The organism is Chitinophaga sp. 180180018-3 (genome assembly GCF_037893185.1).
Lineage (GTDB): Bacteria > Bacteroidota > Bacteroidia > Chitinophagales > Chitinophagaceae > Chitinophaga.
Genome location: NZ_CP140772.1, coordinates 7,718,598 through 7,735,643, shown reverse-complemented (window position 1 = coordinate 7,735,643; position 17,046 = coordinate 7,718,598). Strand labels below are relative to the sequence as shown.

Below are 17,046 nucleotides of genomic sequence, written 5' to 3'. Positions count from 1 at the left end.
AATCCTTCATCTGATCTGATTTCCAAAAAGGTTATAATCTGGGGCAAATGAAGTATTCCTGATTCAGCAATTTCCTCTTACGGCTAATGAAGGAAAGCGAAACTTCAAAGCTCTGACTGCCATTTACCAGACGGCGCATGTTGGAAGTATTGGTATCGTAGCTCATGCCGAGTACGAAATTTTTAAAATGGAAACCGGCGAAAGGTACTGCTGCATCATTGAAGCGATAATTGCCTCCCACCAGAAAGTCACATTCAGTGTTCACCATAAACTGTGCATACAAACCAGCCACTATTTCTTCAGCATTTCCCTGATGCAGGAACAAGCCCGTTGGAGTAAGCGTCAATGCATCATTTAGCTTGATCCTGGTTCCTCCGTTTACGAGATAGCGCACTGGCAATTTTTTTTGGGATCCCTGGTCGTAGAATGGATCTCTGGGTTGTGTCAGGTGAGCAGCGGCAAATCCGACAAACGGATTGAACATATGATTTGGGTTACCATCGAAATACATTGCCCCAGCGCCTGCATCAAACTGGTTAGATGTAGTATTATTGATATTCTCGCCGTTAAAAATACTGGGATCGAATCCCGTAACGGGCTGGTACTGGCTACCTGTTTGAAACTTAGCAGGATCCAGGCGCCTGTTGATTACCCCCGCATTGATGCCGAATACCAGCTGACTGGTTTTCGCGGGGCCAAATTTCACACCACTATACGAAACACTGGCCATGGCATTGAAATAATTATACCCGGCATCTCCCGCTGACATGTTTAGTACGTTAAGACCAACCCCGATATTTTTATCAGTAGCTGCATCTATAGATATACCTGCTGTAGAAAATGGCTTGCCATAGTTCGCCCACTGGTTACGATAATTGCCTGTAATACGGTAATCTCCATCGATTATCCCCGTCATAGCAGGATTTAACCATAGCGGATAAGCATAATACTGAGAGAAGTGTGGGTCAACCTGTGCAAAGGATGTCCTGGCAAGCAAACTACTCCACAAAATTATTGTAATTATAAAAATCCTTTTCATAGGAACATTTTTAAGAATTTCCGAATAAACCGGGATGTGTTTCCACACCCCGGTTATATTATTTCTGGTCATTAGCTTACAAGTTTTCGCTTTATCTCATCAGCGTTACGTTTCCTCTCTTATAGACTGTGCTACCATCCTGCATTACAGCCTTCACGATATATACATACACACCTGACGGCTGATTCTGACCACTCATGGTACCATCCCATCCCTGGCGCTGATCTTTCGAGTAGAACGCCAACTGACCCCATTGGTTGTAAACCCAGAATTCAAGTTTGGCTATAGCTGTACCGTAAACGTACAGCACATCATTCACGCCATCTCCGTTCGGACTGAAAATGTTCGGTACAAAGATGTTATTACCATTCGGATTCTTGGTTTTATCAGTTACTGCAGTAGACAGCGCGCTGGTCTGACAGTCGGTAGCTCCCACAGCTCTTACCTGTATAGTAACACTCTGGTTCGCCTGCAGGCCGGATATCGTGTGTGTTGTACCGTTAGCACCTGAGCTTGGCACGATGAACGTTACACCGTTATCAATAGTCACCTGGTATGCCTGAGCTCCTGGTACTGGTGTCCAGCGGAAGGTAATTGATGTTGGAGTTGTATTATCCGTTGTTACCACCGGAGCAGGTAACTGCTGCGCCATTGTTATATCTACCCTTGTTCTGCCACCGGCTCCTGTACATCCATCTTTCGTAACTGCCTCTACATAGTAAGTAGTATTTGCATTGAGTGCAGGCGTTACGAACGGAGAACCAGTATAGATCGGGGTTCCACCAGTGGCTACACTGTACCAGTTGAGTATTGTACCTGCTGTAGCTGAAGTAGCCGTGAGCGTTGTAGTCTTGCCCGGACATATTTCAGTATTACCAGTTACTACAGGAGCTGCTGGCGGCTGAGTCAATTGTACGCTTATTGCAGTACGGGTCGGGCTGGCACAGCCAAAGCTGTTGGATGCCTCTACATAGTACATCTGGTTAGCAGTGATGGCCGGAGTGGTATAAGTTGTTCCTGTTGAAACTGCTGTACCACCTGTTGCGGTTGTATACCATGCGTAAGTAAGTGTCGCATCCGGGTTCAGTACGTTCAGTGTAGCAGTTGAACCTGTACATACGCCGATGCCTGCACTTGATACCGCCGGAGCAGCCGGTGACGGATTCACTGTTACCACTACCATAGTTCTGCTGGCGCTTACGCAACCTGCTCCGGTAGATGATTCAACATAGTAAACAGTACCTGCAGTTGGTGTGATGGTGAAATCGCCACCAGTGAATACAGGTGTTCCTCCTGTTGCTGCTGTATACCAGTTGTATACCAGACCCGCTTGTTTATTCTTCACGCTCAGTACACCGCTATAGCTGCTGCACAGTGTGATCGGATCTACCAGCGGCGGATCTATCTGATTCTTCACAATTGCATTCACTGCCAAACGTGCACTGGCGCAGCCCTGGCTATTTAATGCTTCCACATAGAATGTGGTATTGGCAGCGAGCGGTGTGGTTGCATAAGAAGTACCATTTGCAAGCAGATTACCATTGGTCTGTGCATCATACCAGCGATAGGTGAGTGACGCATCCGGGTTGCTGACTGCGAATGTAAGTGTACCACCCACACAGGTTGTCTGATTACCGGAAATCACTGACGGCATCGCCGGAGTCGGATCTACGTTTACAGTTACCGCAGTTCTGGTGCTGGAGCACTGACCCTGGTTAGACTGTACATAGAAGGTAGTTGTCTGGCTAACCACCGGTACATTGTATACTGCATTTGAAGAGAGTAATGTACCACCTGTTGCAGCATCATACCATTGATAAGTAAGCCCTGGTACGATTGTCTTCACAGCAACCGTTACTCCGGTACCCGCACATGTTCTGAGTGCACCTGCAACTACATCCGGTGCTGCCGGCGGAGTTGTAACGGTTACACTGGCTTTCACCCTTGCTGACGGCGCACCACAGCTGGTATTACTACCCACTGCCGCAACATAGAAGTCGGTGCTTGCATTCAGCGGAGCAGTTGTAAATGTTGATCCAACACCTACTGAATCGTTGCCTGCCGCAGAAGTGTACCATTTATAGATGATGCCATTTGTAGCGGATGTTACGCGAAGCGTCGCTGTGCTACCCTGACATACAGTCAGTGTGTTGGATTCCAGCACCGGAACTGGTGCTTGTCCTACCCCGATAGTTACCTTAGTTCTTACCGGGTTGCTGCAAACCCCATTACCTGCTTCGAGGTAGAAGTCTGTATTTGCAGCCAACGGTGCGGTTGTATAAGTATTCGCTGTTGCCAGCAGAGTACCGTTAACCGGAGCATCGAACCAACGATAAGTTGCGCCTGCTACCGGATTATTCACAGAAAGTGTTACAGTACCGCCTGCGCAGATGGATACAGTAGATGCTGAGATCTGTGGTACTGGCGGAACGACAGTAACCGTAACAGTTGCAGCAGTTCTGCTGGCGCTTGAGCAGCCTCCATTCAGCGTTGCCTGTACATAGTAAGTAGCAGAGCTATCGGCAGCGGCTATATTAAATGTTGTACCGCTATTCACCTGATTACCGCCAGTTGCTGCATCGAACCATTCGTAGGTGTAACCTGCGGCCGGATTCTGTATCTGCAGTGCCACACTTTGACCTTTACATACTGATACATTGCTGCTTACCAGTGATGGAGCGGCAGGAACAGGCACCACAGTGATCTTAGCCTGAGCCCTTGCAGATGGCTTACCACATTTCGAAGTATCGCCTGATGCTTCCACATAGTAAGAACCATTAGCAGTTACATTCTGCACGGTGAATATTGGTCCGGTGAATACCGCAGTACCTCCTGTTGGTGTTGTATACCACTTGTAAGTAATATTGGCAGTAGAAGAGGTTACTTTCAGTACGGCTGTTCCACCCTGACACGCTGTTACATTATTGGATTCCAGTATCGGAGTTGGTGCAACACCCACACCGATAGATACTTTAGTTCTGGTAGCACTTGTACAGCCACTTATAGATGCTTCAGCATAGAAGTCTGTTGAAGTGGTAAGACCGGTTACCTGATAAACAGGACCTGTGAATACCGCTGTTCCACCTGTAGCTGTATTGTACCACTTGTAAGTGATGCTATTGTCTGCGTTCTGTACGGTCAACGTAGTTGTATCACCTACACAGATGCTGATTGCAGATGCGTTAATGATCGGTTCCGGCACAGTTGCAATATTCACTTTCACTTCTTTCGCCGAACCGGCTTTATTAGCGCAACTGTTGCTTCCTTCTACTGTCACGAAGTAAGAAGTAGTAGCTGTCAACGCCGGAGTAGTGTAGGTAGCTCCTGTAGCCAGGTATTTGGTCAGGGCTGCATCAGCATACCATTTGAAGACAGGGTTGGTAACAGTATTGGAGCTTACGCTGAGCTGAACAGTGTTGTTCGGGCAGGTAGTGGTATCTCTTGCAATGATATCTGTAGCCACGGACGTATTGTTAACTGTAATCTTCACAGCTTTCAGATCGCCTGGTTTGTTTTCACAGTTACCGCCGCTGCTCACACTCACGTAGTAGGTGTATGCACCCGGAGTGAGGCCTGTGAGCGTCAATACACCAGTACTGCTGACACCCTGGGTGATCGGACCTGTTCTATCGGCATTAGCGTACCATTTGAAGACAGGGTTCTGCACAGTAGTGCTGGTTGGTGTAACCCTTGCAGTATCGCCCTGGCAGATGGTCTGATCAGCTGCCTGAATATCTGCGGCAGTAGCGCCGTTGGATATCATCACTGTCATCCTTAAACGTCCACTGTCACTTACACAGTTACCTGCGTTTACAGCTTCAATGTAGAAGTTATAGGTACCCACCGCCAGCGTAGCCGGAGTGGTATACTGATTAGTATTGGTGGCCAGTTTAGCACCGCCTGTTGCTGCGTCGTACCAGTTGAACTGTACGCCGGCTACCGGTTGTACTTTAAGCGTTACTGTATTATTCACACAAGTGGTAGCAGTATCGCCATTCATTGGCACCGGAACTGCAGGAGTACCGAGGATAGTGACTGTAGCAGGTTGTGATGCTACGCTCTGGCACTGATTTCTGCTGGCCCTTACAGTGTACGCATAGGTACCTGAGTCGAGCGTAGTTGGTGTTACAAATGCAACACTATCCAGCAGGTGGTTGCCTTTGCTGTTGTACCAGCTGTAAACAACTCCCGGAGCAGGATTCACTACATTAAGAACAGCCTGGCTGCCTTTACATGCAGTTGCGGTTGTTACCTGTATTGTCGGTTGAACGAGCGCACGTTGTGCATAATTGATATCCACCTCAGTGAGTGCTGCTGCAAGGCCTGCCTTCAGTTTCACTTCCACACCATCAAATGGTTTGGTTGGTACGAACGATAGTATTGCGCTTCTATTGCCACTGAGGATATTCACATTCAGCACTGGGTTAGATACCAATACTGAATCGCCCGGTGTATTACCATTATAGGAGGTCAGTTGTACGCTGGCCAATGCTGCTGCAGAGAGTACCTGGCTTTGGTTAGATACCATCACTTTCACGGTATCGCCTGGAGCAGACAGACCGTTGAAGGTGAGGCGTTGCCAGATATTTGCATTCAGCACACCCAGGTTCATTACGAGAGATGATGCGGTGCTTACGTATTGGTCTACGGCCAGTTGCGGGTTATAAACATTACCCAGTACGAGCAGGCCGGAGCCACCGATAGTCTGGCCGGTTGCACCTTCGCATGGTACTATACCGGGGCCGGGAGTCACTGCAATCACATTCACCGCTACCCGTGCAGATGTACAACTTCCGGATCCCGGAATGGCTGCTTCCACCCAATAAGTAGTAGTACCCAACGCTGTTGGTGCATCAGCTTTAAACTGAGCTCCTTTGAACAGTGTATCTGTAGCTGTCTGAGTTCTGAACCAGTAGAATTGGGCGTTGGCAGTTGTAGCAGAAGCTGTGAACACTGGGTTCTGACCTACTACCACTGTATCATTCATTGGAGTTACAGTTGGTACCGGCAATGCAGCTACTGTATTAACTGTTACCGCTGTTCTTGTTGCGGATACTGTCTTACAGCTGTCGTTGATAGCTTCTACATAGTAAGTAGCCTGTGCGGTCACATTCTTCACATTGAATACCAGTCCGCTATCTGGTGCAGGATTTAATCTGGTTCCGCCGGTAGCTACATTATACCATCCGTAAATATAGCCGCTAACAGGATTTGCTACTGCCAGGCTAGCATCAGATCCGGCGCAAACTCCTACTGAGGCTGCCTGTACAGCAGGAGCAACAGGAGCCGCCAGTACCTTCACATTTACTCTTGTGCGGCTTGTGCTTGCGCATCCATTTCTGAAGGCTTCAACAAAGAAGGTTGTATCAGCGCTCAATGTATTTGTTACATAAGTAGCTCCATCTTTACCGGTAATATAAGTACCGTTACTGTTGTACCAGCGGTAGGTAATACCTGCTGCAGGGTTCTGAACCTGCAGGGTAGCCGTATTGCCACTGCAGATATTCACCTGGGCCGCCTGAACGGTTGGAGCCACCAGTGCACGTTGTGCGTAGTTAAAGTCTATTTCTGTCAGCGCACCCACAATACCTGATTTCAGTTTCACTTCTATCGCATCGAACTGTTTGGTCGGTACGAATTCCACGAGTGCCTGAGAATTATTGTTCAGCAGGGTGAGCTTGAGGAGCTGGCTATTAACTGCCATAGAATCACCCGGAACAGTTCCGTTATAAGTGGTCAGCTGTACACCTCCGAGCAGTGATGCAGACAGCACCTGGTTCGGGTTGGAGAGTAATACTCTCACGGTATCACCTAATGTGGATACGCCGTTGAATATTGCTCTCTGCCAGATCTGTGCATTCAGCGCGCCTACATTCATTACCAGAGCCGATGCGGTGCTGGCGTCGTTATCCACTGCCAATGCGCGGTTATAAACATCGCCCAGTACCAGCAGGCCGCTGCTGCCCACAGTTTGTGAAGTAGCGCCTTCACATGGAACAGGTATGAATGGAGGTGCAGCCCCGTAGATAACGGTAGCAGGTACCCTGATTGACTTACAGGTTCCACCTCCGGACAGGGATGCTTCCACCCAATAAGTCACGCTGTCGACCGCAGTGATTGGCGGTGCAAAGACAGGTCCGGTGTAGAGGCTATCGGTACCGGTCTGACTGCCATACCATTTGAAGATGACATTAGCAGTGTTGGAGCTGGCGTTCAGTACTGCCTGGGTACCTTTCGTTACTCTCGCAGGATTCGGAGTTACCACTGGTGCACTCAGGGACGATGACATCACAACGCTGATTGTCTGACGCGGAGATGTAGCACCACAGCTGCTAACAGCTTCTACATAGAATGTAGTATCCCTCATCACAGCTTTCAGGTTAAATACATATCCACTGTCGGTATTCAGTGCAGTACCTCCTGTTGCTACAGTGTACCACCTGTAAGTAAACTGATGATTAACTGCTGTTGGCTGCAATGCCACATCAGAACCCGGGCAAACATTTACTGTGGCCGGAGCACCAGGAACAGGAGGAGCAGGAGTTACGGTAACGGTTACCGGTATACGTGTCGGGTTCGGACAGTTGTTAGGCCCACCCACCACTGCTACATAGTAAGTTACAGTACCTGCTACTTTCAGGGTATCTGTAGTATAAGTATTCTGGTTACCCAATACTGTAGTGCCGGTTGAATCAGCGTACCAGCGAACAGAAGTACCTGCTGCCGGAGTTACAGAAAGGGTTGTTTTTGTATTGATACAGGTTGTTGCATTATTGGTATTGACAGTTGGAGTCGGATACAGGATCCTTGCACCGTAGATATCGAGTGAATTCAGCAGGTTCACCACTCCTTTCAATCTTACTTCCACTCTGTCGTACGCAGCAGGAGCAGCTACTGTAGCAGTAAACTGTTGTCCGTTGAGTAAGCGCAGTGTGAGCAGATTAGACAGCGTGTCTGATTTCACCAGTGTGTTATTATTATAGAGAGAAACCAATGTTCCACCCAGGAGGCTCACGTCGGCCAGGCCTACAGCATTTCCAAGACGAAGCTGGATACTATCGCCTGCAGCACCCGGAGTCGGGAAGATCAGTTGTTGATATACTGAGCCACCCAGCACACCCACAGGGATTGACAATGTGGTGGCATTTGCAGGATTATTGTCGATATCATTAGTTGGGTTCTGTACAGAACACAGTACGCAACCTAATGTAGTACCGGAAGCCTGTGTAGTCGGAACATTACAATCTGTTGGCGGAATCGGAGTACCGGTTACCACAACATTAACTGGTACACGGGCAGACTGACATGCGCCAGGTATCTGCACGACTGCGAAGTAAGTATAAGTACCAGGTGCGTTGAATGGTCCGACCTGTATAGTAGCACCAGTTCCGGCTATTGTGGTACTATCGCTGTACCAGACAATATTTGCACCCGGAACAGGGTTGGCGGTCAGGGTTGCTTTAGCACCTGTTTGCACAACAACATCGCCGGTTACAACTGGCGGAGCTGGAGCTGTTACCACATTTACTTTAGCAGCTTTCAGTGCACCAGCCGGATTTTCACATATGTTAGAACCGGATACACTTACATAATAAGTGTACATACCTGCAGCGAGGCCGGTTACGGTCAACTTACCGGAAGTAGCATCAATAGCATACTTAACTGATCCATTCACCATACCATCAGTGATCTGGGTTGCTTTATTTGCATCCAGGTACCATTTGAATACAGGATTGGTTACGCCGGTTGCTGTCGGAGTCAGAACAGCCAGAGTGCTGGTGCAGGCAGTTGTAGTATCTGCAATGTTGATGTTAGATAGCTGACCTAATGGATTCACAGTAACGGTTACCGGTATGCGGTTCGGGTTAGCGCAACCATTTGCATCTACTGCCTGAACGTAATAGGTAACATTACCTGCTGTTTTCAGCGTATCTGTAGTGAATGTATTTGAAGTACTAAGTACAACTGCAGTTGTTGAATCAGCATACCAGCGAACAGTTGTACCAGTTGCCGGAGTGGCTGTCAGGGTTGCTTTAGATCCTGCGCAGGCTGTTCCACTCTGTACACTTACAGTAGGATCAGGTGCCACGGCACGTACGCCGTAAATATCAAGAGAGTTCAGCAGGTTCGCTACACCGGTCAGTCTTACTTCAACGCGATCATATGGTGCACCGGTTGGTACGGTTGCCACGAAGCGGTTGGCGTTCAGCAATCTTACTGCAAGCAGGTTTGACAGGGTTGTCTGGCTTACCTGGGTTGTTCCGTTGTAAACAGTTACAACAGCACCACCCAGCAAACTTACATCAGCAAGGCCGGTAGGTGATGCCATATTCAGGCGGATACTGTCAGTTCCCGCGCCGACTGCCGGGAAAACCAGTTGTTGATACACGCTGCCTCCCAATAATCCCACAGGAATATTCAGGCGGGTGAAGTTGCTGGTATCGGCATCAATATCGTTAGTCGGGTTTACCACAGAACACAGTACGCAACCTAAGGTTGTTCCGGTTGTCTGACTGGTAGGTACATTACAACTGGTCGGGATAACCGGACCATTTACGGTAACGGTGATCTGTAAACGGTTGGAAACGCAACCTCCGGGGATACTATCTCCCACGAAGTAGGTATAAGTACCCGGATTAGTGAATGGAGGCAATGTAAAGCTATTGCCAGTTGCGATGGAGGCCTTTGTAGTATCGGTATACCATACGACAATTGCACCAGCAGCAGGAGATGCTGTCATGGTCAGTGGCAGACCTGTGCTGATGGAATAGCTCAGTACAGCTGCCGGAGGAGCTGCACTGGTACCTACTTTTATAGTAGCAGCTTTCAGGCTGCCTGCAGCATTTTCACAACGGTTGCTGCCGGATACGCTTACATAATAGGTGTGATTACCGGTAGAAAGGCCGGTAACACTGAGTTTACCACTGGCGTCAATGGTAAAGGTAGCACCACCTATCACAGCACCATTGGTAATCGGAGTATTTTTATTGGCATCAGCATACCATTTAAATACAGGATTAGTTACACCCGCTGCTGTTGGAGTCAGAACGGTAGTTGTATTGCTGCAGGCTACAGTAGTATCGGCCAGGGTAATATCTGCCGGAGTTCCCAATGCTGTTACATTGACAGTAACTGGTATCCGCTCAGGATTAGCACAGCCGCTATCTACCACCTGAACGAAGTACTTGAATGTACCTGGTATTTTGAGGGAATCGGTAGTAAAAGTAGCCTGAGTGCTGACAGGAGTAGTGCTGGTAGAATCCAGGAACCACTGTAAAGTAGTGTTAGTGGCCGGAGTAGCAGATAATACAGCCGGCATACCCTGACATACAGTGATGTTGCTGCTGCTAATAGTTGGATTAGCACCAACAGCACGCACACCATATATATTGAGTGATGTCAGGAGATTAGCAACCCCTGTCAACCTGATTTCAACACGATCATAAGCTGCACCGGTAGGCACAGTAGCAATAAACCGGCTTCCACTAAGCAATCTTATCGTCAGGTTGGAGAGTGTTGTCTGACTTACCACAGTAGCGCCGTTAAGCACCGTAACCACAGTACCACCCAGCAGGCTCACATCGGCCAAACCGGTTGGGAAGCCCAGGTTTAACCTGAGGCTGTCTGTTGGCTGACCACGTTTAGGGAAGCCCAATTGCTGATAAACGCTACCTCCTAATAATCCTACCGGAATATTCAGTGTGGTAAAGTTAGTGGTATCAGCATCTATATCGAAAGTAGGGTTAGACACGCTACACAATACGCATCCCAAAGTTGTTCCCGATGCCTGGGTAGTAGGAATATTACAATCTGCACCCGGAGTAACCGCACCGGTTACAGTGATCACTACCGGAACCCTGTTGGAGACACATCCGCCGCCAACAGCCTGCACACCCGCATAGTAAGTATAAGTACCGGGTGTAGCAAATGGCCCTACAACAAATGTAGCCGGACCAGTGCTAATTGGCGCAGCTGCAGTATCAGTATACCACAGGATATTGGAACCCGGTACTGCCTGTGCAGTAAGCGTTACCTGTTGACCGGTACCTACGGTGAAGGCGCCGGTAACCACAGCTGGTGCTGGTTTGGCACCTACTGTGACAGCAACAGCTTTCAGTGCACCTGCCTGGTTCTCACAATGAAGACTGTCATGCACACTTACATAATATGTATAAGTGCCGGCAGCCAGACCAACTATGGACAATTTGCCCGTAGTTGGGTTAATAGTGTACTTAACACCATTGCTATCCAATCCGTTTCTGATAGCGCTTACCTTGTTATTATCCAGATACCAGCTGAATACTGGTTGAATATTAGCGGTGGTGGAAGAAGGAGTGAGACTTACTGTATCGCCGGAGCAGATCTGTGTGGCGCTGACAGTAGCGTTAACATCGGCGGCAGTGGCGTAATTATTTACCAGTACAGTAACAGGAGTTCTTGCGGACTCGGTAGTACAACCCGGTCTGGTGGAAGCTACATAATAAGTGGTGCTGCCAGCCGTTGTTGCCGGTGCGTTAAAGCTTGTACCTGTAGCAATCGGGGTAGTCTGCGTAATATTATTGTACCAGTTATAAACCAGTGATGGATCTGTATTACTGAGTGAGAGGGTAAGAGGACTGCCCAAACAGGTTGTTTGTACCAAGGCCGGATTGGTGAGCGTTGGGCCAGGGCCGAAACGCTGTATTTCGTGTACCCGTACAGTGGTCAGTAAACTTGCCACACCACCACCTATAATTACTTCAACATGGTCAAAAGGAGCAGATGCCTGGAAAGTAACCGCCTGCAAATTGGTGCCACCCGGGAGAAGGTCTAGGCGCAACATGCCAGTGCTGATATTCATGCTATCTACCAGTACATTATGATTGTATGTTTTAATGGTCACATTGCCCAATAACTGTACAGTAAGCAGTCCACTAGGATTCGACATAATCACCCGTACTGAATCGCCAGCTTTTGAAAGTCCCGGGAATACGGCAGTAACCTGTGCCCCGCTACCCAGTACACCAGCCGTTGCGGATAAAGTTGCGTAGTTGGTTGGGCTCACAATACCATCTCCTGCCTGTGCAGGATTGGTAACAGTACCAAGATTAGCCAATGTCAGACCAGTAACTCCATATAATACATCAATCGGCAAATCGCAGGGAATGGTGGATGTTGCCGGTTTTTCAAAATATGCTTCATAAACGTTGACTGATCCCAGAAGACCAGCCAGACCACTATCGTAAGTAACCCGAACCCTGTCATAGGCTGCGCCGGGAGCAGGCAAAAAGACTTCGGCCTGGTTACCGCTTGCAAGTAGTGATAATACAGCTGTACTTGCATATACTTTATTTCCTACAGGAGTGTTTCCGTTATAAGCTTGTACATAGATCCCACCCAGTAAATTCGCAGACACTATTGAATTCAGTCCACTAGGTATACCGATTTTCACAATGGCCGGTGTACTGCTGCCTGGGAGTCCATTACCGGCAGTAAATATAACATCCTGCGACATGGTAGCTCCCAAGAGCCCAAGCGTAGTATTAATGGTTGATGCAGTACTTAAATTGCCATCGGCAGCTGATGCCGCATTATCCACAGAACATAACACACAAAGGCCGCCGGCAACCGGATTCTGGCTACCTGCATATACCCTGGTTATATATGATTGCGCAAAGCTATCCCTGGCGCCAATACCAAACATTAACAGCAATAGCAGTATGCTTTTCCAGATCAAAGATCCGGCGCCATGGGAAAAGCGGCCAGCTCTGTTCTTCACAGTAACTTTCCCGTTCCGGCGGGGGATAGATAAAGGAGCAGTAAAAGGGCTATTAGGAGTAGCTTTTGAATGCATAGCATCAATATTTGACTAAGAAAATTTTCGGTTCTACTACGTATAATAAAACTCTAAGGCAGGCAGCGGTTAGGAAATGGTTTATGAAAACATCACCGTTTTTCAGAATACGTTCTACGCATATTTGTTAAAGGATTGTTACAAAACGGTACGAAAGTATGTTGAAGGGGTGGTTTACTAAAGGGTCTTTTTGTTCATTCCGTTTGAATAGTTCAGTTTGTTCAGAAGCTAAATTTTCTGTTCAGTTTGTTCATTCAAGCAAAGAAAAAAGAGGCAAAAAGGGGAAATAATGAAAAAACGAGGCTAACTATCGTATTGGCCAAAAAAAATTTTAAAAAGATTTAGTGTAAAGTTAGACTGTCTATATGGCCTTTAGAAATTCAAAAAATATTATATTGATAATTTTTGTATCATCATATTCTGTTGCAACTCATCATATTTATATATGGTTTCCATTCCGTAAATAAACAGACGAGTTGACTTATTAGTTATAATAATATATATAATTCAGTCTAATATTTTCTGTTCATTTTGTTCATTCGGTATTTGTTAAATCTAAACGTAAAAACCATACGTACTTAAACAAGTACCGACAATTCGAAAATCCATTTATTGTCCCCTATGATTGATCTGTCCTATGACTTTATCATAACCCTGCAGAACGAAGTTCTACGCAGGTTTGGCGTTGAAGTCATGTTACCAGGAGATTGCAAACATCTCTCTCAGGCTATATTGGATGATACCACCAAACTGGTGAGCGAAACGACCCTCAAAAGAGTGTTTGGATTTGCTGTTGCTCAACACAGCTTTTCCAGATATACTTTGAATACGCTTTCACAATATTGTCAATATAAAGACTGGGAAGATTTTCAGCAACATCATTACCGGAAGCTGAATACAGCCTCAAGGCCATCCAATGCTGCCAGTCCGTCGTCTGTGGCGGATAATAGCAAGTGGACCGATTTAAAAACCAAAGCGGACGCGGTATCCCACTATACCATGCTTACGCTTAAGAATCGCTCCGGCATTGCATTTCCTTATACTGTACACCGGCCGTACTGTAATGCACATATTGAAAAGTTCCTGGAAAGTGATTACGCCGCTACCGCTCTCATTGCACCATCCGGATGGGGTAAATCGCTTGCACTGGTGCATCTGGCCGAACATTTCTGGTTCGGGAAAGAAGCCAGGTACAAGCAGGACATCTGCTGGTTCATTCACGCGCATGCTGCGGGTAGCCTTCTGTTGAAAGGCTTCTCCCTTTCATCCTGGCTGGATAACCAGATGAACCTCGGCAACGGCGAAAACTTCCGCGAATATTTCTCCAGCCACTTCGACAAAAAAGGCGGACGCCTTATATTAATAATAGACGGCTTCGATGAAATTGCAGTAGCCGGAGAAAAACTCCGCCTCCTGTACTCTAAACTCGAAGATTTCGTATACTCCAATGATCTCTACCCATGGGTGAAAGTGATCCTGTCGATCAGAAGCAGCACCTGGGCTGAAATCTTCCAACACTCCCAGCAATACCCGGCTTTTCGCCGCTACTGGTATCTGGGCGCAGAAATGGACGAGGAAACGAACATAAACATGCCCCGGCTTACCGAGCAGGAAGTGAAGTCTATTCTCTACAACCATCAGTTCGACCCGGCAACTGTAAGACTGTTCTCTGAAAACTTCCTCCAGAAACTACGTTACCCGTATTATCTGCAGTTGTTCTGCCAGCTGAACAGCGGCCCGGAACAGACTTTCGTGGATGAACACCTCAGTTTGTTCGAAATAGTTTCCCGGTTCATACAGAACAGGGTTTTCAATTCGCAAAGCAACTCCTTCAAAATAAAGATTATTGAAAAGCTGTTGACCTTGCTGGATCTGGGCAGGACAGGGATTTATGTAGACAAGAACCTGCTCCTGACTCAGAACGCAGATCTGTTCCCGGCTTACAAGGAGCTGCTCGCCGATAATATTCTGGTAGAAGAAAATCTCAGCCAGGAGATCATGTTCAATGTGAAAGTGCGCTTCGCCCACACCATGCTCCTGGAGTATTTTGTGGCCATGCACTACCTGAAACAGAATGGTCAGGAGATCAATGAGGATCTGCTGCTGGCCATCCTGGAACATCTTCCCCAATCGCCTTACCGGATCGGTGTTTTCAGGTGGCTGCTCCGTTATGCCATCAATCATGCGCAGATCGAGGGCATTATTAAAATGCTGCACCTTCCCCTGTCTAACATAGAAAAATCACATCTGTTGGAATACCTCGTGCTCCACTATCAGCATGATGGTAATAACCAGGGCGAGCTGAAATCCATCTTCCCTACGGGCTTCTTTAAAAAGAATCCGATAGGGCCGTTTATCAGTGATGAGTTTATCCATTTCAGAAAGCGTAAAGTGCTTACGGCGTTACTCGGACTGTCAGAAGCCCGGGAAGACAAACTGAAGATCAGGAGCAAGCTCTTTACCATGGCCCTGCTTCAGCTGGATGCCGAGCAATGCGAAATTGAATTAAACAATATCAAAAAAATATACAGCGCTGATGAATTCGATGAAGAACTATGGGTTTCTCCTTATGAAATACAGCTCTTCATATATGAATTCCTCAAGTTTGGTATTATAAACGAAGGTATAAGAGAAAAAATCTACAATTATTTCCGCTACTGGACCGGAGGAGGCAGAAAACCAATTTCTGAAGCACAGGAAATCGTATTCCGGAATATGGGTATTGTTTTTACCCTTTTGGGAGACAACGAAAGCCTGCTGTCTTTCACTACCCGGATCTTTGAGACATATCCTTCTTTACAGCACCGCAGAACCGATTCCCTGAGAATGACCCTGCTCTGCTGGCAGGCACAGGCCTATCTTGGATTAGGTCAAACTGCTTCTGCTGCGCGGATATGCAGGCATACCGACCAGGTGATAAAAAATTATTCCACGGATTACTTCGGAGGCAAGTACATGGAATCCATGCAGAAACTGTTATATGCCGGGGTATATTTCAATGAGCACGACTTTAACAAAGCCATCAGGGTAGCCGAAACTGCTGTGGAAAACGCACAGAAGCTCGACTTCAAAATAATCGCCCTGATGAACTTTGGGTTGCTCAATAAAATCTACCAGCAGCTGCATATGGATAAGCAGAAGAATGATACTGCCCAACAGATTGAGCTCATCAGGAAAAGCACTTCCTTTAAACAGGCCGTTCCAAATTTTGCGCGTTGATTATGGCATAATTTTGCTTTATTGCGTAGCATAATGGCTATAGACGAAAGCAAATATTCCGGGGCGCAGAAAATACTGTTTAACATATTGAGTCTGTTGACTTTATTATTGCTTGCGCCCTACATTAACCGCTTTATTCCTCCGCTGGTGGCCAATGGCTGGCATGTTGACCTGCTGGTAGCTGTGGTGGCCAGTTTCGTCATTATCTATGCATTCCGATGGATCTTCAGGCCGATTATCATACCTGTTTTCCTCGTTCTTTGTTGTATACTCGTATTTAATCGTCTTACAGACCGGTATACCTTGCAGAATGTACTGAACGACTACAAGGGAATGGTGCAGGGCAACCTCCGGGCGAAAGACAGCAAACAGCTCGATATCCTGAGCCTTTATCCACGAAGAGTGGAGAGCTACCGGGATAAAACGGTAAGAGGTATCCGCGAGAAGGTCAATTTTCAGGATTCACTGGTGCGCAACTTCTCGGTAAAACATTCGCTGGATTATTATGATGAATACTTCTACAAATACGGAAAAATCACCCGTTTTCTGTCGCTATTCCGTTATATCAACAGCAATTTTAAATATGTTCTTGATTCCAGGAGGGACGAATATTTCGCCACTCCGCAGGAAACCATTCAGAACGGGCTGGGCGGCGACTGCGACGATCACTCCATATTAATGACCTCCTGCCTGCAGTCGATCGGAGCAAGATGCCGTATAGTACTCATCAAGGGACATGCATACCCGGAACTATACTGTGGGGATAAAAACGACTTTGAAATCATGAAACAGGCCATCATCACTCTTTTCCCCAAACCACCAGTCAAAGAAATATACTACCACGAGCTGAAGGGAGAGTATTGGATTAACCTCGATTATACTGCCCGCCGCCCCGGAGGGCCATATATGAATGATAAAGTTTATGCTTTGATTGAGCTGTGATCCTTAAATTTGT

4 protein-coding genes are annotated in these 17,046 nt (G+C 47.1%); 2 read left to right on the top strand and 2 right to left on the bottom strand.

From position 1 onward, the window contains the following. Positions 1-31: 31 nt before the first annotated feature. Together UNH61_RS30595 and UNH61_RS30590 are read right to left on the bottom strand one after the other, a co-directional pair. Complete coding sequence (locus UNH61_RS30595; RefSeq protein WP_326995826.1) at positions 32-1,039, bottom strand: PorP/SprF family type IX secretion system membrane protein; 1,008 nt, start codon at positions 1,037-1,039, stop codon at positions 32-34. A 91-nt stretch (positions 1,040-1,130) separates the two neighbouring features. Further along, positions 1,131-12,872, bottom strand: a complete 11,742-nt coding sequence (locus tag UNH61_RS30590) for a gliding motility-associated C-terminal domain-containing protein (RefSeq protein ID WP_326995825.1) — start codon at positions 12,870-12,872, stop codon at positions 1,131-1,133. A 621-nt stretch (positions 12,873-13,493) separates the two neighbouring features. Between UNH61_RS30590 and UNH61_RS30585 the strand changes: the two genes are divergently transcribed. Together UNH61_RS30585 and UNH61_RS30580 are read left to right on the top strand one after the other, a co-directional pair. After that, positions 13,494-16,091 carry a hypothetical protein gene (locus tag UNH61_RS30585; protein ID WP_326995824.1) on the top strand — a complete coding sequence of 866 codons (2,598 nt, stop codon included), beginning with the start codon at positions 13,494-13,496 and terminating at the stop codon, positions 16,089-16,091. A 33-nt stretch (positions 16,092-16,124) separates the two neighbouring features. Continuing rightward, a complete protein-coding gene (locus tag UNH61_RS30580; protein ID WP_326995823.1) occupies positions 16,125-17,033 on the top strand; it encodes a transglutaminase-like domain-containing protein in 909 nt (302 codons plus the stop codon). The last annotated feature ends 13 nt before the right edge of the window (positions 17,034-17,046 follow it).